Annotated in this window: 19 protein-coding genes; 14 read left to right on the forward strand and 5 right to left on the reverse strand. The window is 65.0% G+C overall.

What is annotated here, in order from left to right:
- The first annotated feature begins 2 nt into the window (after positions 1–2).
- The 14 genes from serC to cysM all read left to right on the forward strand — a co-directional run bounded on the left by serC (position 3) and on the right by cysM (position 14,510).
- Complete coding sequence (serC, locus tag AC56KW_RS01490; protein WP_497168956.1) at positions 3–1,088, forward strand: 3-phosphoserine/phosphohydroxythreonine transaminase; 1,086 nt, start codon at positions 3–5, stop codon at positions 1,086–1,088.
- Between the two features lie 205 nt (positions 1,089–1,293).
- Positions 1,294–2,364, forward strand: a complete 1,071-nt coding sequence (gene pheA / locus AC56KW_RS01495) for a prephenate dehydratase (protein WP_497168957.1) — start codon at positions 1,294–1,296, stop codon at positions 2,362–2,364.
- 17 nt (positions 2,365–2,381) lie between these two features.
- Positions 2,382–3,500: a histidinol-phosphate transaminase gene (hisC, locus tag AC56KW_RS01500; RefSeq protein WP_497168958.1), complete on the forward strand. Its 1,119-nt coding sequence runs from the start codon at positions 2,382–2,384 to the stop codon at positions 3,498–3,500.
- Positions 3,501–4,409 carry a prephenate dehydrogenase gene (locus AC56KW_RS01505; protein ID WP_497168959.1) on the forward strand — a complete coding sequence of 303 codons (909 nt, stop codon included), beginning with the start codon at positions 3,501–3,503 and terminating at the stop codon, positions 4,407–4,409. It abuts the gene before it with no gap.
- Positions 4,406–5,737 (forward strand): 3-phosphoshikimate 1-carboxyvinyltransferase, encoded by a 1,332-nt coding sequence (aroA, locus tag AC56KW_RS01510; protein ID WP_497168960.1) that lies wholly within the window; start codon positions 4,406–4,408, stop codon positions 5,735–5,737. Before AC56KW_RS01505 ends, aroA begins: the two co-directional genes overlap by 4 nt.
- Positions 5,738–5,764: 27 nt before the next feature.
- Entirely contained in the window at positions 5,765–6,427 is a 663-nt protein-coding gene (gene cmk / locus AC56KW_RS01515) for a (d)CMP kinase (RefSeq protein ID WP_497168961.1), read from the forward strand.
- A gap of 336 nt (positions 6,428–6,763) precedes the next feature.
- Complete coding sequence (gene rpsA, locus AC56KW_RS01520; protein ID WP_497168962.1) at positions 6,764–8,467, forward strand: 30S ribosomal protein S1; 1,704 nt, start codon at positions 6,764–6,766, stop codon at positions 8,465–8,467.
- 33 nt (positions 8,468–8,500) lie between these two features.
- A complete protein-coding gene (locus tag AC56KW_RS01525) occupies positions 8,501–8,806 on the forward strand; it encodes an integration host factor subunit beta (RefSeq protein WP_005668997.1) in 306 nt (101 codons plus the stop codon).
- A 153-nt stretch (positions 8,807–8,959) separates the two neighbouring features.
- Entirely contained in the window at positions 8,960–9,280 is a 321-nt protein-coding gene (locus tag AC56KW_RS01530) for a LapA family protein (RefSeq protein ID WP_497168963.1), read from the forward strand.
- A 22-nt stretch (positions 9,281–9,302) separates the two neighbouring features.
- Complete coding sequence (gene lapB / locus AC56KW_RS01535; RefSeq protein ID WP_497168964.1) at positions 9,303–10,478, forward strand: lipopolysaccharide assembly protein LapB; 1,176 nt, start codon at positions 9,303–9,305, stop codon at positions 10,476–10,478.
- Positions 10,479–10,495: 17 nt separating this feature from the next.
- A complete protein-coding gene (rfaE1, locus tag AC56KW_RS01540; RefSeq protein WP_497168965.1) occupies positions 10,496–11,473 on the forward strand; it encodes a D-glycero-beta-D-manno-heptose-7-phosphate kinase in 978 nt (325 codons plus the stop codon).
- A 108-nt stretch (positions 11,474–11,581) separates the two neighbouring features.
- On the forward strand, positions 11,582–11,923 hold the full coding sequence (locus tag AC56KW_RS01545) for a ComEA family DNA-binding protein (protein ID WP_497168966.1): 342 nt from the start codon (positions 11,582–11,584) through the stop codon (positions 11,921–11,923).
- Between the two features lie 89 nt (positions 11,924–12,012).
- Entirely contained in the window at positions 12,013–13,386 is a 1,374-nt protein-coding gene (locus AC56KW_RS01550; RefSeq protein ID WP_497168967.1) for a M28 family peptidase, read from the forward strand.
- Between the two features lie 221 nt (positions 13,387–13,607).
- Positions 13,608–14,510, forward strand: a complete 903-nt coding sequence (gene cysM, locus AC56KW_RS01555; RefSeq protein WP_497168968.1) for a cysteine synthase CysM — start codon at positions 13,608–13,610, stop codon at positions 14,508–14,510.
- Positions 14,511–14,768: 258 nt separating this feature from the next.
- On the opposite strand, the gene AC56KW_RS01560 is transcribed toward cysM, so the two are convergent.
- The 5 genes from AC56KW_RS01560 to AC56KW_RS01580 all read right to left on the reverse strand — a co-directional run bounded on the left by AC56KW_RS01560 (position 14,769) and on the right by AC56KW_RS01580 (position 20,574).
- Positions 14,769–15,107 (reverse strand): hypothetical protein, encoded by a 339-nt coding sequence (locus AC56KW_RS01560; protein WP_109344434.1) that lies wholly within the window; start codon positions 15,105–15,107, stop codon positions 14,769–14,771.
- Positions 15,108–15,558: 451 nt separating this feature from the next.
- Complete coding sequence (gene mltB, locus AC56KW_RS01565) at positions 15,559–16,647, reverse strand: lytic murein transglycosylase B (protein ID WP_497168969.1); 1,089 nt, start codon at positions 16,645–16,647, stop codon at positions 15,559–15,561.
- On the reverse strand, positions 16,644–18,647 hold the full coding sequence (locus AC56KW_RS01570; RefSeq protein ID WP_497168970.1) for a transglutaminase TgpA family protein: 2,004 nt from the start codon (positions 18,645–18,647) through the stop codon (positions 16,644–16,646). The genes mltB and AC56KW_RS01570 overlap by 4 nt, the downstream gene beginning before the upstream one ends.
- The gene (locus AC56KW_RS01575) at positions 18,644–19,654 is read right to left on the reverse strand and encodes a DUF58 domain-containing protein (RefSeq protein WP_497168971.1); all 1,011 of its coding nucleotides are present in this window, start codon (positions 19,652–19,654) and stop codon (positions 18,644–18,646) included. The genes AC56KW_RS01570 and AC56KW_RS01575 overlap by 4 nt, the downstream gene beginning before the upstream one ends.
- Positions 19,654–20,574 (reverse strand): AAA family ATPase, encoded by a 921-nt coding sequence (locus tag AC56KW_RS01580; RefSeq protein ID WP_497168972.1) that lies wholly within the window; start codon positions 20,572–20,574, stop codon positions 19,654–19,656. The genes AC56KW_RS01575 and AC56KW_RS01580 overlap by 1 nt, the downstream gene beginning before the upstream one ends.
- Positions 20,575–20,734: the final 160 nt, after the last annotated feature.

Here is a 20,734-nt window from a genome sequence, read left to right on the forward strand (position 1 = left end):
GCATGACCCACGTCTTCAATTTCTCGGCCGGCCCCGCCGTCCTTCCGAAAGAAGTGCTGCTGCAGGCAGCGAGCGAGATGCTCGACTGGCACGGCAGCGGCATGTCGGTGATGGAGATGAGTCATCGCGGTCCGGAGTTTTCCAGCATCCACCGCCAGGCGCTGGACGACCTGCGCGAGCTGCTGGACGTGCCGGCCAACTATAAAATCCTGTTCCAGCAGGGCGGGGGGCTGGGCCAGAACGCCATCGTTCCGCTCAACCTGGCGGGGCGCCGCACCGACCCGGTGATCGACTTCGTGCATACCGGTTCGTGGTCGGGCAAGTCGATCAAGGAGGCGGCGCGCTATGCGCGCGTAAATGTCGCTGCATCGAGTGAAGCCGAGGGTTTCGCCCGCGTGCCGGCGCGCGATACATGGAAACTGTCCAGGGACGCGGCCTATCTGCACATCTGCACCAACGAGACCATCGACGGCGTCGAATACCCGGAAGCGCCCGAGATCGATCCTGATGTGCCGGTCGTGGCCGACATGTCTTCGCACATCCTGTCGCGGAGAATCGATATCTCCAAGTACGGCGTGATCTTCGCCGGCGCCCAGAAGAATATCGGCCCGGCCGGCCTGACCCTGGTGATCGTGCGCGAAGACCTGCTCGACTACGCGTCGCCGCAGTGCCCGTCGGCCTTCCACTGGAAGACCTGCGCCGAGCATGATTCGCTGTACAACACGCCGCCGACCTATTCGATCTATATCGCGGGGCTGGTGTTCGCCTGGCTCAAGGCCAATGGCGGCGTGGCGGCGATGGAGCAGCGTAATATCGAGAAGGCGCGCCTGCTGTACGAGGCGCTCGATCGCGACGATTTCTATGCAAATCGCGTGGCGCCCGAATGTCGTTCGCGCATGAACGTGCCGTTCTACCTGCGCGACGAATCGTTGAACCAGTTATTCCTGACCGGCGCACAAGCGCGCGGTCTGCTGCAACTGAAGGGCCACAAGTCCGTCGGCGGCATGCGGGCATCCATCTACAACGCGATGCCGATCGAGGGTGTACAGGCCCTCGTCGATTATTTGAACGAGTTTGCGGGAAGGTGACTCCGGCGTGATGCGCGACGGCGCATCGGTCGGTTGAACGCGTGGACAGCGTAGCCGTCCACCCCACGGAGATCAGATGTGGGGTGGACGGGTCTCCCATCCACGCCACGGAGATCAGATGTGGGGTGGACGGGTCTCCCGTCCACGCGTTCAACACACGGTTGATTCTCCCGACCGCAAACAAAATCGACCACGAAGCATAACGATGACAGACAAACTCACACCCCTGCGCGAACGCATCGATGCGATCGACGCGCAAATCCTCCAGCTCCTGAGCGAGCGTGGCAAGGTCGCGCAAGCGGTCGGCCACGTCAAGGCCGAGACCAACGCCCCGGTATTTCGCCCCGAGCGCGAAGCGCAGGTGCTGCGCGGCGTCGCCGAGCGCAATCCCGGCCCGCTCAAGGACAAGGACGTCCAGACCATCTTCCGCGAGATCATGTCGTCCTGCCGCGCGCTCGAGAAGCGCGTCACGGTCGCCTATCTCGGCCCGACCGGCACCTTCAGCGAGCAGGCCGTGTTCCAGCAGTTCGGCACGGCCATCGAGACGCTGCCGTGCGTATCGATCGACGAGGTATTTCGCGCCACCGAGGCCGGCACCGCCGACTTCGGCGTGGTCCCGGTCGAGAATTCGTCCGAAGGCGCAATCAACCGTTCGCTCGACCTGCTGCTGGCCACCACGACCATCATCAGCGGCGAGGTGTCGATCGCGGTCCACCACAGCCTGATGAGCAAGACCGGCTCGATGGATGGCGTCACCACGATCTGCGCGCATTCCCAGGCGCTGGCCCAGTGCCAGGTGTGGCTCAACCTGCACCACCCGCATATCGAGCGGCGCGCCGTGGCGTCGAACGCCGAGGCGGCCGTGCTGGCAAGCCAGGATCCGACGGTCGCCGCGATCGCGAGCGAGATGGCGGGCGAGCAGTATCAGCTGGGCGTGGTGCAGGCCCACATCCAGGACGACCCGCACAACCGTACCCGCTTCGTGGTGATCGGCCAGCTGCAGACCGGCCCGTCGGGCAGGGACCGCACCGGCATCGTGCTGGCCGTGCCGAACAAGGCCGGCGCCGTCTACAACCTGCTGGCGCCCCTTGAAAAGCACGGCGTGTCGATGACCCGCTTCGAATCGCGCCCGGCGCGCATCGGCACCTGGGAGTATTACTTCTACGTCGATATCGAGGGCCATGTGCATGACGCCGCGGTCGCGCGCGCGCTCGAGGAGCTCAAGGACAACGCCGCCTTCTTCAAGGTGCTCGGTTCCTACCCACAAAGCCTTTAACAGATAGAGAGAAACCCATGTCGAAATTTGGTCCTGCGCAGTTCGGTCCTGATTATGTCCGCGCCATCGCCCCCTACCAGGCGGGCAAACCCATCGCCGAAGTCGCCCGCGAGTTCGGCCTCGACGAAGCGACCATCGTCAAGCTGGCCTCGAATGAGAACCCGTTCGGCATGCCCGAATCGAGCCGCGCCGCGATGCTCGATGCCGCCGCCGACCTGGGGCGCTATCCGGACGCCAACGGCTTCGATCTGAAAACCGCGCTGTCGCAGCGCTACGACGTGCCACTCGAGTGGATCACCCTCGGCAACGGCAGCAACGACATCCTGGAGATCGCCGCCCATGCCTTCGTACAAAGAGGCGAGGCGGTCGTTTACTCCCAGTACTCGTTCGCAGTGTACGCGCTGGCCACGCAGGGCGTGGGTGGACGCGCCATTGTGGTTCCAAGCGTCAACTACGGCCACGACCTGGACGCGATGGCCGCCGCGATCGACGCGGACACGCGCCTGGTCTACGTCGCCAACCCGAACAACCCGACCGGCACCTTCATTCCGGCCGAGCAGGTCGAGGCCTTCCTGCAGAAGGTGCCGGCCGGCGTGGTCGTGGTGCTCGACGAAGCCTATAACGAATACCTGGCGCCGGAGCACCAGTTCGAGTCGAGCGCCTGGGTGCGCAAGTACCCGAACCTGATCGTCTCGCGCACCTTCTCCAAGGCCTACGGACTGGCCGGCCTGCGCGTGGGCTTCGCCATCGCCCAGCCTGACGTGACGGACCTGATGAACCGCATCCGCCAGCCGTTCAACGTCAACTCGCTGGCGCAGGCGGCCGCGATCGCCGCGCTGAACGACAAGCCGTTCCTGGAAAAGGGTGCGCGGAACAACGCCGAGGGCTACCGGCAGATGGTCGCGGCCTTCGAGGAGCTCAAGCTCGAGTACGTGCCGTCGTTCGGCAACTTCGTGCTGGTCAAGGTCGGCGACGACGACGGCGCCGGCGCGCGCGTGAACACGGCGCTGCTCAAGCAGGGCGTGATCGTGCGCCCGGTCGGCGCCTACGGCCTGCCCCAGTGGCTGCGCATCTCGATCGGCCTGCCACAAGAGAACGCGGCCTTCATCGAGGCGTTGAAAAAGGCATTGAGCTGAATGTTCGATAAGGTCGTCATCGTCGGCGTCGGCCTCATCGGCGGCTCGTTCGCCCTGGCGCTCAAGCGCGCTGGTCGCGTGAGGGAGGTGGTCGGCATCGGCCGCCACCCCGAGGCGCTGGCGCGTGCGTTGGAGCTGGGCATCGTCGACGCGATCGACCATTCGTACGAACAGGCGCTGCGCGGCGCCGACCTGGTGCTCTTGGCCGCGCCGGTGGCCCAGACCGGCGCGATCCTCGAGGCGCTGCTGCCCTATCTCGCGCCGCAGACGATCGTGACCGACGCCGGCAGCACCAAGTGCGACGTGGTTGCCGCCGCGCGCGCGGCGATGGGGGACCGCGTGAGCCAGTTCGTGCCCGGCCATCCGATTGCCGGCAGCGAATCGAACGGTCCGGATGCCGCGCTGGCCGGTCTCTATCAAGGCAAGAAGTGCGTGCTGACACCACTGCCCGAGAACGCCGGGCACGACGTCGAATGCATCGCCAGCGCCTGGCGCGCCTGCGGCGCCGTGATCCATACGCTCAGCCCGATCGAGCACGACCGCGTATTCGCCGCCGTCAGCCATCTGCCGCACCTGCTGGCCTATGCGCTGGTGGACGATATCGCCGCCAAGCCGCATGCGGACCTGCTGTTCCAGTACGCCGCCAGCGGCTTTCGCGACTTCACGCGCATCGCCGGTTCGTCGCCCGAGATGTGGCGCGACATCAGCCTGGCCAACCAGGCGGCATTGCTCACCGAGCTGGATGCATATCTGGCACAATTGACGTCGATGCGGGCCATGCTCGCGGCATCGGACGGCGTCGGCTTGCAAGGAATCTACGCGACCGCCCAGCGCGCCCGCCGCGAATGGCAAGAGGCCATCGAGGCAGGGTCGCCGGATCGGCGCGCGCCCAATCAGGAAAACACATGACGCAGCAAAAACACTACCCGCAGCATATCGACCTCGAACCCGTCCTGCATGCAGAGGGCTCGGTGCGGCTGCCGGGTTCCAAGAGCATCTCGAACCGCACGTTGCTGCTGGCGGCGCTGTCCGAGGGCGCGACCACGATCCACGACCTGCTCGCCTCGGACGACACCATGGTGATGCTGGGCGCGCTGCGCGCGCTGGGCATCCGGTGGGACGAAGTCGACGAGCGCACCGTGGTGGTGCACGGCAATGGCGGCGAACTGCCGAACCATGAAGCCGACCTGTTCATGGGCAATGCCGGCACCGCGATCCGTCCGCTGACGGCCGCCCTGGCCGTGATCGGCGGCGACTACACCTTGCACGGCGTCTCGCGCATGCACGAGCGCCCGATCGGCGACCTGGTCGACGCCCTGAACGAGGTCGGCGCCCGGATCGAATACACGGGCGAGCAGGGCTTCCCGCCGCTGCGCATCCGCCGCGGCCGCGTCAACCCGCAGCGCATCGCCGTGCGCGGCAATGTGTCGAGCCAGTTCCTGACCGCGCTCCTGATGTCGGCGCCGCTGATGGCCGTGACCCATGCCGTGTCGATCGACGTCGTCGGCGAGCTGATCTCGAAGCCGTATATCGAAATCACCCTGAACCTGATGCGCCGTTTCGGCGTCGAGGTCGAGCAGAATGGCTGGGCGTCGTTCACCGTGCATCCGGGCCAGCGCTACCAGAGCCCGGGCACGATCCATGTCGAGGGCGACGCTTCGTCGGCATCGTACTTCCTGGCGGCCGGCGCGATTGCCGGCGGTCCGGTGCGCGTGGAAGGGGTGGGCGAACATAGTATCCAGGGCGACGTGCGCTTCGCCGATGCGCTGGAACGCATGGGCGCCATCGTCACCCGTGGCGATAACTGGATCGAGGCGAGGTCGAATGGCGTGCTCAAGGCCATCGACGCCGATTTCAACCACATCCCGGATGCGGCGATGACGATCGCGGTGGCGGCGCTGTACGCCGACGGCCCGAGCACGCTGCGCAATATCGCCAGCTGGCGCGTGAAGGAAACCGATCGCCTGGCGGCCATGGCGACCGAATTGCGCAAGGTCGGCGCCGAGGTGGAGGAGGGGCCGGACTACATCCGCATCACCCCGCCCGAGGAACTCAAGCCGGCGACCATCGACACCTATGACGACCACCGGATGGCGATGTGCTTCTCGCTCGCCTCGCTGGACGGCAAGGCGCGGCGCGGGAACGCGATGCGCATCAACGATCCGAAGTGCGTCGCCAAGACCTTCCCCGATTATTTCGAAGCGTTCGCGGGGATCGCGCGCGACGAATTGTTTTAAACTAGTGCTCTCATTGTCAGGATCCGCATGCCGAATTCGAACGTACCAGTCATCACCATCGACGGCCCCACCGCATCCGGCAAGGGGACGGTCGCCAGCCGGGTCGCCGAGCAGCTCAGCTTCCACCTGCTCGACTCGGGCGCCCTGTACCGCCTGACGGCGCTGCAGGCGCTGCGCCACGAGGTCGAGCTGCGCGACGAGCACGCGATCGCCAAGCTGGCCGAACACCTGCCGGCGCGGTTCCAGGGCGAGCATATTTTCCTGGCAAGCGAGGATGTCACGCATGCGATCCGGGCCGAGGAAGTCGGCAATATGGCGTCGAAGATCGCGGCGCTGCCGACCGTGCGTACGGCGCTGTTCGGGCTGCAACTGGGCTTTCGCCAGACGCCGGGACTGGTGGCCGATGGACGCGATATGGGCACCGTGATCTTCCCGACCGCCAAGCTCAAGGTGTTCTTGACCGCAAGTGTTGAGGCGCGTGCGCAACGCCGGTATAAGCAATTGATTGACAAAGGGTTTTCTGCTAATATGAACGACCTCCTGGCAGATTTGCAGGCGAGGGACGAGCGCGACACCAACCGTGCGGTCGCTCCCCTGGCCCCGGCAAGCGATGCGCATCTGCTGGACACGTCCGAAATGGGCGTGGATCAGGCAGTGCACCAGGTCTTGGCCTGGTACGCGCAAAAGTAATCAAGAAGAGTTTTTAAAGACTTTGAATGACGTTTCGATGCGTTCGGCGTAAGCCGTTGGCGTCAAAACGTCATTCCCGCGCAGGCGGGAATCACAGTTCGATGCATACCGTTGGCTCGAGTCATCGCCGTGGTAGGCATATAACGTGGTTCCCGCCTCGCGCGGGGACGATGGTGCTGGGGCAAGTGGCTACGTGTTCATAACGTGGCGATCGATCCAGGCCGCCGTCCTTTGGTGCCCGTACAGGCTTTTATCGTACAGGCGTGTGTCAACCCTAACCCAGTTCAGTCCGCAATTTCGTCGGCCTGCTGGCTAACATGAAATATCACTCCTTTTATGTCTACTGCAACCCAAGATACCGGTATGGAAAGCTTCGCAGCCCTCTTCGAGGAATCGCTGTCGCGTCAAGACATGCGTTCGGGCGAAGTCATTTCGGCTGAAGTCGTGCGCCTGGATCACAACTTCGTGATCGTCAACGCCGGCCTGAAGTCGGAAGCGTTCATCCCGGTTGAAGAATTCAAGAACGACCAGGGCGAACTGGAAGTTCAAATCGGCGATTTCGTTTCCGTGGCTATCGAGTCGCTGGAAAACGGCTTCGGCGATACCATCCTGTCGCGCGACAAGGCCAAGCGCCTGGCGTCGTGGCTGGCACTGGAAAAAGCGATGGAATCGGGCGAAATCGTCACCGGTACCGTCAACGGTAAAGTCAAGGGCGGCCTGACCGTCCTGACCAACGGCATCCGCGCTTTCCTGCCGGGTTCGCTGGTTGACACCCGTCCAGTCAAGGACACGACCCCATTCGAAGGCAAGACCCTCGAATTCAAGGTCATCAAGCTGGACCGCAAGCGTAACAACGTCGTGCTGTCGCGCCGTGCCGTCATCGAAGCATCGATGGGCGAAGAGCGCGCGAAGCTGATGGAAACCCTGAAAGAAGGCACCGTGGTCACCGGCGTCGTCAAGAACATCACCGACTACGGTGCGTTCGTCGACCTGGGCGGCATCGACGGCCTGCTGCACATCACCGACCTGGCATGGCGTCGTGTGCGTCACCCATCCGAAGTGCTGTCGGTTGGCCAAGAGATCACCGCCAAGGTCCTCAAGTACGATCAAGAGAAGAACCGTGTTTCGCTGGGCGTCAAGCAACTGGGCGACGATCCATGGACCGGTCTGTCGCGTCGTTACCCACAAGGCACCCGCCTGTTCGGTAAAGTCACCAACCTCACCGACTACGGCGCGTTCGTCGAAGTCGAGCAGGGCATCGAAGGCCTGGTCCACGTGTCGGAAATGGACTGGACCAACAAGAACGTGGCGCCAAACAAGGTTGTCCAACTGGGCGACGAAGTGGAAGTCATGGTTCTGGAGATCGACGAAGAGCGTCGCCGTATCTCGCTGGGCATGAAGCAGTGCAAGGCGAACCCATGGGACGACTTCGGCATGACCCACAAGAAGGGCGACAAGGTCAAGGGTTCGATCAAGTCGATCACCGACTTCGGCGTCTTCATCGGCCTGCCAGGCAATATCGATGGCCTGGTCCACCTGTCGGACCTGTCGTGGACCGAAGCCGGCGAAGAAGCCGTGCGTCGCTTCAAGAAGGGCGACGAGCTGGAAGCCGTCGTTCTGGCAATCGATGTCGAGCGCGAGCGTGTTTCGCTGGGCGTGAAGCAACTCGAAGGCGACCCGTTCAACACCTACTCGTCGCTGAACGACAAGGGTTCGCTGGTCACCGGCACCGTGAAATCGGTTGAGCCAAAAGGCGCCGTGATCTCGCTGTCCGAAGAAGTCGAAGGCTACCTGCGCGCGTCGGAAATCTCGCGTGACCGCGTGGAAGACGCCGGCACCCACCTGAAAGTGGGCGACAAGGTCGAAGCCCTGGTCATCAACATCGATCGCAAGGCTCGCAGCATCCAGCTGTCGATCAAGGCGAAAGACAATGTCGATACCCAGGAAGCGATGAGCAAACTGGCGAACGACAACAGCGCAGCTTCGGGCACCACCAGCCTGGGCGCACTGCTGAAGGCCAAGTTCGATAACAAGAACTAAGCAAGAACTAAACAGTTTTTGAGTGGAGCCGCGATGACCAAATCCGAGCTGATCAACCGTCTGGCTGAGCGTTATTCCCAGCTGGTGGCAAAGGATGCGGAGTTCGCTGTCAAGACCATCCTCGATGCGATGACCAACGCCCTGGCGACCGGGCAGCGCATCGAGATCCGTGGTTTCGGCAGCTTCTCGCTGAACAGCCGTCCCCCGCGCATCGGACGCAATCCGAAGTCCGGCGACAAGGTGATGGTGCCCGAAAAACGGGTGCCTCACTTCAAGCCGGGCAAGCAGTTGCGCGAGCGGGTGGATGCGATGGTCGGGCAACCGATCATCAACGATTGATTCGTCTCACGCTCCACAAGAACGGCATCCGCAAGGGTGCCGTTTTTTTATCTCCGGCGGTCGGCCATCGGTTCCACGCCACATGTCATTTTGAAATATCATGGCGAATATGCGACACTTCGCCCTCACACCATTCTCCAGCGGAACCTGCTGATGAAATTCGTCTCGACCATCGTCGGAATCGTCCTGTTCATCCTCTTCTTCGGCTTCGCCCTGAAGAACACCCAGGAAGTCGACCTGCACTTCTTCCTGCAATATGAATTGCGCGGCCCGCTGGTGCTGATGCTGCTGGCCTTCTTCGTGGCCGGCGCCGCCTTCGGCATCCTGGCGCTGGCCCCGACCGTGTTCCGCCAGCGCCGCGAGAAGTGGCTCAACAAGATCACCATCCAGTCCCTGCAAAGCGCCGCCGGCACCTCCACGCCGGTCGTGCCGCCGGCGCCGGACGGCGTGCCGCCGGCCCCGCCACGGCACTGAACAATAAGAAAACAAGAACTCCATGGAATTCGAACTCTGGATGCTGCTTGGCATCCCCTTCTTTTTCGGCCTCGGCTGGCTCGCGGCCCGGGTCGACATCAATGAACTGGTCTCCGAGTCGCGCACCTTGCCGCGCGGTTACTTCAAGGGCCTGAACCACCTGCTCAACGACCAGCCCGACAAGGCCATCGATTCCTTCATCGAGATCGTCAAGCTCGACCCCGAATCGGCCGATATGCACTTCGCCCTGGGCAATCTGTTCCGCCGCCGCGGCGAGACCGAGCGCGCCATCCGCGTGCACCAGAACCTGCTGTCGCGGCCCGACCTGCCGGTCGAGGACAAGGCGCATGCACAATATGAGCTCGGCATCGACTACCTGAAGGCCGGCCTGCTGGACCGCGCCGAAGAAACCTTCAACCAGCTGGTGGACACCTCGTATGCGGTGAAGGCGCGCCGTTCGCTGCTCGAGATCTACCAGCGCGAGAAGGAGTGGAAGCGCGCCATCGCGGCCGCCGAGGGCCTGCAGGAGTCGGGGGCCGGCTCCCGTCAAAAAGAGATTGCCCAGTTCTATTGCGAACTGGCCCAGGATGCGCTGGTGCACATGGCCCCGAGCGACGCCATGCTGCTGCTCGAAAAGGCCCTGGACGCCGACCGCAACAGCGTGCGCGCCACCATCCTGCGCGGCGACGCACTCTTGGCCCAGGGCGACGTCGAAGAGGCATTGAAGACCTGGCGCCGCGTCGAGCAGCAGAGCGTGCCGCACGTGGCCCTGGTCGCCACGCGCCTGATGGATGGCTACCGCAAGGCCGGACGCCCGCAGGAGGGCGTCAACCTGCTCAAGTCCTACCTGGCCGAGGCTTCGTCGATCGACCTGATCGAAGTGGTGTTCAAGGCCGTCATCGAGCTCGACGGCGTGCAGGCGGCCAAGGAGCTGGTGGTCGAGGAGCTGCGCCGCAATCCAACCCTGCTGGGCCTTGATAAACTGCTGGAAGCGCGGCTGATGGATGCGCCGGCGAATGTCTGGGAAGAGCTGTCGATGGTCAAGAACCTGGTGCAGCGCTACACCCAGAAGCTGGCGCGCTACCAGTGCAGCCACTGCGGCTTCAAGGCACGCCAGTTCTACTGGCAATGCCCGGGGTGCAATCGTTGGGATTCCTACCCGCCGCGCCGCACCGAAGAACTGAACGTGATGAACTGAGCCCGAGTACCAGCGCCATGCATACCCCGACCCCGAGCCGCCTGCTGGCGGCCGACGACTTCCGCCAGCAGGCGGCCCCGCAACTGTCCGCCGTGCGCCTGCTGGTCGTGGGCGACGTGATGCTCGACCGCTACTGGTTCGGCGACGTGTCGCGCATCTCGCCCGAGGCGCCGGTGCCGGTGGTGCGGATCCAGAAACGCGAAGAACGCCTGGGCGGCGCCGCCAACGTGGCGCGCAATGCCGCCGCCCTCGGCGCGCATACCGGTCTCCTGGGCGTGGCCGGCGCCGACGAGGCCGGAGACCAGATGGAGCAATTGCTGCAGGACGGCGGCATCCACAGTTATCTGAAGCGCGACGAGGCGATCTCGACCATCATCAAGCTGCGCGTGATCGGCCGCCAGCAGCAGATGGTGCGCATTGATTTCGAGGATGCGCCGACCGAGGACGTCCTGCGCGACAAGCTGACCCAGTTCAAGGCGCTGCTGCCGGACTACGACGTCGTCATCCTGTCCGATTACAACAAGGGTTCGCTGGTCAATGTGGCCGAGATGATTGCCCTGGCGCGCGCCGCGGGCAAGATCGTGCTGGTCGATCCGAAGGGCGACGATTTCACGCCGTATCGCGGTGCGAGCATCCTGACCCCGAACCGCGCCGAGCTGCAGCGCGTCGTCGGCGCCTGGAAGACCGAAGAGCAGTTGCTCGAGAAGGCCCAGAAGCTGCGCGAGGAACTGGGCCTGGACGCGTTGCTGCTGACCCGTTCCGAAGAGGGCATGAGCCTGTTCGCGAAGGACGAGGTGCTGCACGTGCATGCCGATGCGCGCGAGGTGTTCGACGTCTCGGGCGCGGGCGATACCGTGATCGCGACGCTGGCCACCATGCTCGGGACCGGCGCGCCGCTGGCCGAGGCGCTGGTCACGGCCAACCGGGCCGGCGGCATCGTGGTCGGCAAGCTGGGTACGGCCACCGTGACCCGCGAGGAGTTATTCCCCGCCTGACGTTTGATCGCGCTCAATCCCCGAGCCTCAACAATAGCCGGGGTCATCCGTCTAAGTGAACACCGGCGGCGCCGCCGTCGGGCGTATTCATCTTACGGAGAACATTCAATGATCAAGAAACTGATGCTGGCGGTCGCCGCGCTGGCCACCTCGGCCGGCTTCGCCTTCGCCCAAGTAGATGTCAACAAGGCCGACGCCGCCGCGCTCGACGGCGTGAAGGGGGTGGGGCCGAGCATGTCCAAGACCATCCTGGACGAACGCGCCAAGGGCGAGTTCAAGGATTGGGCCGACCTGCAGGGACGCATCAAGGGGCTGGGCGACAAGAAGGCGGGCAAGCTGTCCGCGGCGGGCCTGGTGGTCAACGGCAAGGGCAAGGCAGGCGCCGCGCCCAAGCCGGCCGCGAAGGAGGCCAAGCCGAGCCAGAGCGCCGACGCGAAGGCGGCAATGTGATATGTATTGACTGACAGCCGCACGGGCGCGTGGCAAGATATGGAAGCTCATCTGTACATAGAGCGTATACCACTATCAGAGAGATAACCATGCCTCACGCCCGTGTTTCAAGCGCTTTGCTGGCGGCCTTGCTGGCCGCATCCGCAAGCGCTCCAGCCGCAACGCCGGCCCAGCCCAACATCACCGCCCAGCAAGCCCAGATCAACAAGATCCTCGGCGAAATTTCGCAGAAGCGTATCGAAGGCCATATCCGCAAGCTGGTCAGTTTCGGCACCCGTCACACGATGTCGGAAACCGAGTCCGAGACGCGCGGCATCGGCGCCGCCCGCCGCTGGATCAAGGCCGAACTGGAGCGCTGCGGCGCCGGCACGCCGCTGCAGGTCGCCTTCGACAGCCACGTCGCACCTGTGTCGGCCCGCATTTCGAAACCGACCGAGATCGTCAACGTGGTCGCGACCCTGCCGGGCACGCAGGCCGCCTCCAAGGACCGCATGTACGTGGTCAGCGGCCACTACGATTCGCGCGCGTCGGACGTAATGGACTTCACGTCCGACGCGCCGGGCGCCAACGACGACGCCTCGGGCACCGCCGCCATCATGGAGCTGGCGTGCGTGATGGCCAAGTACAAGTTCGACGCGACGCTCGTGTTCATGGCCGTCGCGGCCGAAGAGCAGGGCCTGATCGGCGCGCGCCACTGGGCGACCCAGGCCCGCGACAAGGGCTGGAACGTGGCGGGCATGTTCACCAACGACATCATCGGCAGCTCGCGCGGCGACGACGGCAAGGTCGACGATAAATCGGTGCGCCTGTTCGCCCAGAGCATCCCGGCGACCAAGGAAATGAGCGAGGCGGTGCGCCAGCTGGTGGCCACCGGCGGCGAAAACGACTCGCTCTCGCGCCAGCTCGCGCGCCACACCAAGGAGCAGGGCGAGCGCTACGTCAAGGGCTTCAAGGTGTCGGTGATCCAGCGTCACGACCGCTACCTGCGCGGCGGCGACCACATGCCGTTCCTGGAGCAGGGCTACGCCGCGCTGCGCTTCACCGAGCCGGCCGAGAACTTCGACCACCAGCACCAGGACCTGCGTACCGAGAACGGCAAGGTCTATGGCGACACGATCGACCACGTCGACTTCCGCTACATTGCCAATGTCACCAAGGTGAATGGCGCCGCCATGGCCAGCCTGGCGCTGGCCCCTGGCGCACCGCAAGAGGTCAAGCTGCGCACCGCGGGTCTGACCAACGATTCGACCCTGGTGTGGAAGGCCAATGCCGAGCCCGATCTCGCCGGCTACCGTCTCGTGTGGCGCGACACCACCAGCGCCAGCTGGGAAGGTTCAAAGTGGGTCGGCAACGTCACGGAAGCAAGCGTCGACCTGTCGAAGGACAATGTGTTCTTCGGCGTGCAGGCCGTCGACAAGGACGGCAACGTCAGCCCGGCGACCTATCCGTTGCCGCTGCGGTAGGGTGCACCGGGGGGGGCGCAGCCGGCTCTGCGCCGTCCACGTGGTGATGGTGACCGGCTCCGCTCGCGGGCCGGATGACCTCGCTGCCAACCGTCACCGCGTGGACGGGGAACCCGTCCCACCCTACAGCATCACATCGGTCAGGGAGTGGTGCACTCCCGACGCCGACTTGCTTCTCGGATTAAAATGGCGCTTTGGTTTCGCAAGGAATAGAGAAAGCAATGGCTTACAAGACCATCGAAGCCACGATCGGCAACACGCCGCTCGTGCAGCTGCAGCGCCTGCCCGGCGCCGACATCGCGGCCCGCAACAACATCATCCTGGGCAAGCTGGAAGGCAATAACCCGGCTGGCTCGGTGAAGGACCGCGCCGCCATGTCGATGCTGCGCGGCGCCGAGCTGCGCGGCCGGATCAAGCCGGGCGACACCCTGATCGAAGCGACCAGCGGCAATACCGGTATCGCGCTGGCGATGGCGGCCGCGATCCTCGGCTACAAGATGATCCTCCTGATGCCCGACAACCTGTCGGTCGAGCGTCGCCAGAGCATGGCCGCCTACGGTGCGCAAATCATCCTGACCCCGAAGTCGGGCGGCATGGAATACGCGCGCGACATGGCCGAGCAGATGCAAAAAGACGGCCAGGGCATCATCCTCGACCAGTTCGCCAACTTCGACAATCCGCGCGCGCATTACGAGACCACCGGTCCCGAGATCTGGCGGGATACGGAAGGCCGCATCACGCATTTCGTCAGCGCCATGGGCACCACCGGCACCATCATGGGCGTGTCGCGCTACCTGAAGGAACAGAACGAGGCCATCCGCATCATCGGCGCCCAGCCCGAAGAAGGATCGTCGATCCCGGGCATCCGCAAGTGGCCCGAAGCCTACATGCCCAGGATCTACGAGGCGGCGCGCGTCGACCAGGTCGAAAGCGTGAGCCAGGCCAGTGCCGAACAGATGGCGCGCCGGATGGCGGCCGAGGAAGGCATCTTCTGCGGCATCTCGGCCGCCGGCGCCTGCGAAGTGGCGCTGCGCATCGCCCAGACGGTCGAGAACGCGACCATCGTGTTCGTGGTGTGCGACCGCGGCGACCGCTACCTGTCGACCGGCGTGTTCCCTGCCTGAGTTTCTGTCCAGGTTCCTGCGCCTGATTCGTGTTGCCAAAGAAAAGGCCGCCTGGGTGACAGGCGGCCTCGTGGCATCAGTCGCTGAGACTGCATAGACCGTTCAGCCGGCTTGTCGCCAACCCCGATCGGTCGTCCGCCAATGCGGCGGCTCGTACACCCGCGCGGGCATACGCACTACTGATCCGGCGGCGCGCAAGGCGCCGCCCATTCCGTCACGAAGCGAGGAGTCCGGGCGCCGGGGGCGCCCCGCGGCTTCTCAGTCCTTCGATGCAGGAACCGCGCCTTCCTTTGGCTTGAACTGCTTGTCGCTGATGCGGAACTTCGCACGGCGATCGCCCATCAGGTAGCGCAGGTCACGGATCGACAGGTCGCTGACTTCGTGCATGCGGATCAGCAGCGAAGCACCGACCGGCAGGCGGTGGTGACGGATCTTCGAGATCACCGGCGGCGCGACTTCGAGTGCGCGCGACAGCGCTGCGTCGTTTTTCAGGCGCAGGTTCTCGATCAGGGTATCCAGCAGGCGGTTGGGGTTGTACTGAAGCAGCTCGTCGCCTTCCGAATCGCTGTTCATATCAATGCCGACTTGGTTAGTCATGATTCAAATTCCTATCTGGGGTTGGAGCGGAGTCGCTGGCGGCGTTCGATTCCGGAAGTTTAATTTCGTAATTTTCTATTCAATTGTACAACTATTTTTATTCCGATACTCATGAGCAAGTCGGAATCATTTCTCTCACCTCGGGTTTGTTGTCTGTATGCAACAATAGCCGCAATGCAATTCTCTCACATACTCACCCAAGAAATATATTGTTTTTTATTTAAGCAACAGTGTACGGGCATCCAGCAGTTAATGCCGCACGGTACGAAATTCGCTGATGAAATGGAAAGAAAATGGGGAGTATGTTGCCAGCGATGCTAGTTTTGCCACTAACACAACGACGGTGTCTCAAGATACCCCTGGGGGTATGTAGGAGTATGCCTACGAATAACAGACTAGCAAAAAGGGAAACCTGTTACAAAGGATTACAAAGTTTCCCATCCAGAAATTGTCAGTCTGGACGTGCAGCACGCACCGCCCGTCCCAGATCGACTACTGACATGGCATAAAAATAACTGCGATTGTATTTTGTGATGGCATAGAAGTTATCGTTAGCCACCCAGTATTCTGTTGCGTCCGCGCCATTTTGTAGGTCGATCAGGCCATACAGGCGGTCGCCCGGCAAGGGCGTCCCCGTAGTCACACCGGCTTCACGTAATTCTTCCGGGCGCACTGTCGCTTCCAGACCACGTCCGAGCAAGCCCTCCCAGGCGCGTGCCGGCGAGACGCTGGCCGCGAATACGGTCGGACCGCGGTGCTCGGCATTCCAGCCATGCTGGACCAGGAAATTCGCCACGCTGCCGATCGCATCGGTCGCCGAGCCGCGCAGGTCCACCCGGCCGTCGCTGTCGAAATCCACCCCATATTTGAGGATATTACTCGGCATGAACTGTGGCATCCCGACCGCGCCGGCGAAGGATCCCAGCAGCGAGAACGGGTCGTAGCCGCGCTCGCGCGCCAGCACCAGCGTATTGGCCAGCTCGTCGCGGAAGAAGGCCTTGCGCGCCGCCTGGTTCGGCGCCTCGGGGTAGGCGAAGGCGAGGGTGGTCAGGCTGTCGAGCACGCGGAATTTGCCGGTATCGCGGCCATAGATGGTCTCGATGCCGATGATGCCGACGATGATCTCGGCCGGCACGCCATAGGCGGCCTCGGCGCGCGCCAGCGCCTCGGCATGCTCGTTCCAGAAGCGCACGCCGGCGCGGATGCGGATCGGCTCGATGAAACGCGCACTGTAGGCTTGCCAGTTCTTCGGCTTGCCGGGCGGCGCCGGCTTGACCAGCTGCACGGCGCGGTCGATGTAGCGGACGTCCTTGAACAGCGCCTGCAGCGCCTCGCGCTCGAAGCCGTGGGCAGCGACCATTTCTTCGATGAACTCGCGCACCGGCAGCCATTCAAGGAAGTTGACGTGTTCGGGGTCCTGTTCGGCGGCCCCCGCCTGCGATTGCGCCTGGAGGCTCTGGCCGGCGGCGAAGGCGTCGCCATGCGTGCCGGCGAAGAGGAAAAATGCGAGTGAGGAAAGCGCGGAAACGATTGATTTCATCTGACTTGCGACAATAGGCTTTTCAAGGTGGTGGTCAGCCGGGGATCGGCCGTCGGGGGCGCGTAGCGCCAGGCGCTGTAGCGATGCAGGAATTCCTGCGCCGCCGCGCGTGATGGGGGCGCCAGTTCGGCGGCGCCGGCGACCCGCGCCGCGTAGGCGCTCGGTCCTTCATCCTGCGCACGCGCCAGGCCCAGCTGGCCGAGACGCTTGCACAGGGTCGAGTATAGAGCATCGACCGGATGGATTTCCCTGCGGCGACGCAGGTATCGTAGCAAGAGCAGGGCGAACGCAGCGCCCGTTAGCAGGGCGACGAAGGGCCAGCCGAACAGCTTGCGCTGCAGGTCGCGCACGACATTGCGCTGGCGCTCGGGCGTATAGTTGAGCACCCACTGGTTCCAGCCATTGTTGACGGCGTTGACGGCACCGCGCAACTGGACCAGCCAGGCGTTGCCCTGGCCCTGGAATGGATTCATGCCGCGCAGCGCCTCGATGCCGAACGGCGCCGGGCGCGGCACCGAGGCGTCCAGGCCGCGCCGCACGCGCTCGGGCGCCACCGCGGCGGTCGGGTCGATCCGCTGCCAGCCGATCCCCGCGATCCAGACTTCGGCCCAGGCATGGGCGTCGGACTGGCGCACGGTCATGAAGCCGTCGAACGGATTGACCTCGCCGCCCTGGTAGCCGGTCACCACCCGCGCCGGCACGCCGGCGGCGCGCATCAGGAACACGAAGGCGCCCGAATAGTGTTCGCAAAAGCCGGAGCGGGTACCGTACAGGAATTCGTCGACCGTATGGCGGCCCAGCAGGGGCGGGGCGAGCGTGTATTCGAAGGCCTGGGTGCGGAACTGCTCGAGTACCGCCTCCACCTTGGCGCGGGTGCCTTCGATCTTGCCCAGTGCGCGGCCCGCCGCCAGCGCGCGCGGGTTGAACCCGTAGGGTAGCAGTAGCCAGCGGCCGGCATCCATCAGTGTCGGGCCGCCCTGCAGCGCGAAATCGAGGTGCGAGCTGGCGCGATAGCGCACCCGGCCGCCCAGCGCAGTGTTCGCCATCAGTTCGAACTGCGGCGACAGGTGCAGCTCGTGGCCCGGGACCTGCGGCAGCTCGCCCGGCATCTCGAGCGCGAACACCCAGCGCGACTGCGACGGTTCCAGCGTGACCTCGTACTCGAGGGCATCGCCGCCGACCGCCAGGTGCAGGTCGCGTCCCGCGGCCTGGCCGGCGCCGCGCGACCAGGTCAGGCCGTCGAAGAAGTCGAGCACCGGACCGCGCCAATAGAGCTGCGATTGCAGCGGCGACGGGCCGAAGAAGCGGACCCGGAACGCCGGCTCCTCGGACAGCGCCAGGTTCGACATCTGGCCCGGCGCCATCGTGTCCGACAGGCCCGAGCGCGCGCCGCCCGAGTCGCCCGGCATGGTCCACAGCGGACCGTGGATGCGCGGGAAGACCACGAACAGCAGGATCGCGATCGGCGCGGCGAAGGCCAGCACGCGGCCCGCCATCGCCAGGCGGGCGCGCAGCGGCGGCACGGCGCCGGTAAACTGGAACGACAGTTGGGTTGCAAGCAATAGCAGCACCGAGGCCATGGTCAGCAGGGCGGTACCGATGCCCTGGGCATAGAAGAAATTGGTCAGCACCAGGAAGAAGCACAGGAAGACCACCACGAACAGGTCGCGTCGCGCATGCATCTCGAGCATCTTGAAAGCCACCAGCAGGACCAGCATCGCGACGCCGGCATCCTTGCCGAGCAGGGTGTCATAGCTGAACTGCACACCGGCCATGGAAGCCAGCGCCACCGGCAGCAACACCAGCGCCGGCGGCATCTGCTTGCCGCGCAGGGTGATGAGGGCGCGCCAGGCCAGGGTGGCGCCGCACAGCAGCGAAATCCACAGCGGCAGGTGGAGGGCATGCGGCGCCAGCACCAGCACCGCGCTGGCCAGCAGCAGCAGCGTATCGGCCTTGTCGCGCGTGAGCGCCGTTCCCAGTGAACCGGTCGTCAGCTTCATGCCGTGTCCTCGATCCCATGCAGCGCCAGCGCGCGCAGGCAGGCGGCCTGGTGGGCCGCACCGAGGGCGGCGTCGAGGCGAAGTGCGCCCAGGCGCAAGGCGTAGGGCAGGGCGCGCCCCTCGGCTTCCAGCACCCAGCGCGTCAGGCGCGACAGGCGCAGCTCGAGGTCGAGCGCGCCTGGCATGGCGTCGAAGTCGAGCACCAGCTCGTCGCCGCCGCCGCCCTCGAAATGCTTGGACACCAGCGCGCCGCCGATGTCGGGATCGAGCCGGGCGATCTGGCGCCAGGCCAGCTGGCGCGGCGAGTCGCCGGCCTGGTAGTTGCGCACGCCGGCGAAGTCGTCATGGCCGGCCGTGCGCAGGCTGTTGCCGCTGCCGCCGCCCAGCGGCAACGGCGGCGCACCGTCCTCGGGCCGCGGATAGACCAGGGCGCGCGTGGCCGGGCGCCAGTAGCTCCAGGCATTGAACAGGCCGAGGGGGAAGCGCGTGGACAGCTTGACCCGGGCCGGCGCCAGCCAGCCGCGCTTCAGGGTCGGCACCGACAGCGTCAATACTGCATGGGCGCCGGGCACGATGTCGGCCACGTGACGCGGTTCGGCGACGTCGGCGAAGTCGGCCCGGATGGCGTAGCGCGCCAGGCGCGTGCGGTTGAAGACCTGCAGCTCGAACTGGGCTTCCTGGCCGGCGAACACGGGCGCCGCCCGGCCTTGCTGCAGGGCCAGGTGCGCCAGGTTGCGGTAGGTGGCGACCATGTCGACCAGCGCGCACGACAGGGCCAGAAACGTCAGGCCAAAGCCCAGGCCCAGGGCATAGTTGATGGAGCCGATCAGCAGCACCGCCAGCAGCAGGGCGAAACCCAGGCCGGCCCTGGTCGGCAGGATGAACACGCGGCGCTGCCCGAGCACCACTTCGCCGGCGCCCGGCTTGCCGGCGCGCGGCAGCCAGGCACCGGTCGCGCGGCGCAGCCGACCCCGCAAGCCCTGCACGCGCGGTGCCTGCCGGGCCATCAGACCGGCACCGCCTTCTGCAATTGCAGCACCAGGTCGCGGCTGGCCAGGGCCGTGCCGTGGGCCGCGCGCAATGGCCGCAGGCGGTGCGCGCAGACCGGCACCAGCACGGCCTGGATGTCCTCCGGGATCACGTGGTCGCGGCCTTCGAGCGCGGCCCAGGCGCGCCCGGCCTGCAGCAGGGCGATCGCGGCGCGCGGCGACAGGCCTTCGGCAAACAGGCCGTTCTGGCGCGACGCCTGCGCCAGCGCCTGCACATAGGTCACCAGCTTGCTCGACGCGTGAATCCCGCGCAGCTGGCGCTGGGCAGTGGCCAGTTCCTCCGGCTGCATGGCCGGCGCAAGTGTCTTCAACATGCTCCGGCGGTCTTCGCCCATCAAGAGCGCGCGTTCGGCGGCGGCGTCCGGATAGCCCAGGCTCAGGCACATCAGGAAGCGGTCGAGCTGTGATTCGGGCAGCGGGAACACGCCGACCTGGTTGGCCGGGTTCTGGGTCGCGATCACGAAGAAGGGCTCGGGCAGGGGACGGGTGACGCCGTCGGCCGAGACCTGGCGTTCTTCCATCGCCTCCAGCAGGCCCGACTGGGTCTTGGGCGTGGCGCGGTTGATCTCGTCGGCCAGCAGCACCTGCGTGAAAATGGGGCCGGGGTGGAATACGAACTCGTTCTTCTCGCGCTCGTAGACCGAGATGCCGGCCACGTCGGCCGGCAGCAGGTCGCTGGTGAACTGGACCCGGTTGAAGCGCAGGCCGAGCGAGATCGCCAGCGCATGCGCCAGGGTGGTCTTGCCGACGCCGGGCAGGTCGTCCAGCAGCAGGTGCCCGCCGGCCAGCAGGCAGGTCAGGGCCAGGCGCACCTGCTGGTCCTTGCCGACCACGACCTCGTTGACCTGGCGTGCGACGGCGTGCAGTTTGTTGAACATGGATGTCCCGTGGGTTGGTCGATGCGTCTTTCGTTTCGGCGGCGGCCGAGCGGGGCGGGCCCCCGGCGTGGTAGATTAGCGCCATTGGCAAGCTTCATGCTCCGGTCAGGCCGAGCCGTCCCAGGGGATTCTATGCGAGAACGGCGGCGCGGGGTGTGAA

This window comes from Telluria sp. RT2P19 (genome assembly GCF_059685725.1).

Bases quoted from the DNA above. Each gene is read 5' to 3' on its own strand.
- serC (WP_497168956.1), top strand. From the start codon at position 3: ATGACCCACGTCTTCAATTTCTCGGCCGGCCCCGCCGTCCTTCCGAAA.
- pheA (WP_497168957.1), top strand. From the start codon at position 1,294: ATGACAGACAAACTCACACCCCTGCGCGAACGCATCGATGCGATCGAC.
- hisC (WP_497168958.1), top strand. From the start codon at position 2,382: ATGTCGAAATTTGGTCCTGCGCAGTTCGGTCCTGATTATGTCCGCGCC.
- AC56KW_RS01505 (WP_497168959.1), top strand. From the start codon at position 3,501: ATGTTCGATAAGGTCGTCATCGTCGGCGTCGGCCTCATCGGCGGCTCG.
- aroA (WP_497168960.1), top strand. From the start codon at position 4,406: ATGACGCAGCAAAAACACTACCCGCAGCATATCGACCTCGAACCCGTC.
- cmk (WP_497168961.1), top strand. From the start codon at position 5,765: ATGCCGAATTCGAACGTACCAGTCATCACCATCGACGGCCCCACCGCA.
- rpsA (WP_497168962.1), top strand. From the start codon at position 6,764: ATGTCTACTGCAACCCAAGATACCGGTATGGAAAGCTTCGCAGCCCTC.
- AC56KW_RS01525 (WP_005668997.1), top strand. From the start codon at position 8,501: ATGACCAAATCCGAGCTGATCAACCGTCTGGCTGAGCGTTATTCCCAG.
- AC56KW_RS01530 (WP_497168963.1), top strand. From the start codon at position 8,960: ATGAAATTCGTCTCGACCATCGTCGGAATCGTCCTGTTCATCCTCTTC.
- lapB (WP_497168964.1), top strand. From the start codon at position 9,303: ATGGAATTCGAACTCTGGATGCTGCTTGGCATCCCCTTCTTTTTCGGC.
- rfaE1 (WP_497168965.1), top strand. From the start codon at position 10,496: ATGCATACCCCGACCCCGAGCCGCCTGCTGGCGGCCGACGACTTCCGC.
- AC56KW_RS01545 (WP_497168966.1), top strand. From the start codon at position 11,582: ATGATCAAGAAACTGATGCTGGCGGTCGCCGCGCTGGCCACCTCGGCC.
- AC56KW_RS01550 (WP_497168967.1), top strand. From the start codon at position 12,013: ATGCCTCACGCCCGTGTTTCAAGCGCTTTGCTGGCGGCCTTGCTGGCC.
- cysM (WP_497168968.1), top strand. From the start codon at position 13,608: ATGGCTTACAAGACCATCGAAGCCACGATCGGCAACACGCCGCTCGTG.
- AC56KW_RS01560 (WP_109344434.1), bottom strand. From the start codon at position 15,107: ATGACTAACCAAGTCGGCATTGATATGAACAGCGATTCGGAAGGCGAC.
- mltB (WP_497168969.1), bottom strand. From the start codon at position 16,647: ATGAAATCAATCGTTTCCGCGCTTTCCTCACTCGCATTTTTCCTCTTC.
- AC56KW_RS01570 (WP_497168970.1), bottom strand. From the start codon at position 18,647: ATGAAGCTGACGACCGGTTCACTGGGAACGGCGCTCACGCGCGACAAG.
- AC56KW_RS01575 (WP_497168971.1), bottom strand. From the start codon at position 19,654: ATGGCCCGGCAGGCACCGCGCGTGCAGGGCTTGCGGGGTCGGCTGCGC.
- AC56KW_RS01580 (WP_497168972.1), bottom strand. From the start codon at position 20,574: ATGTTCAACAAACTGCACGCCGTCGCACGCCAGGTCAACGAGGTCGTG.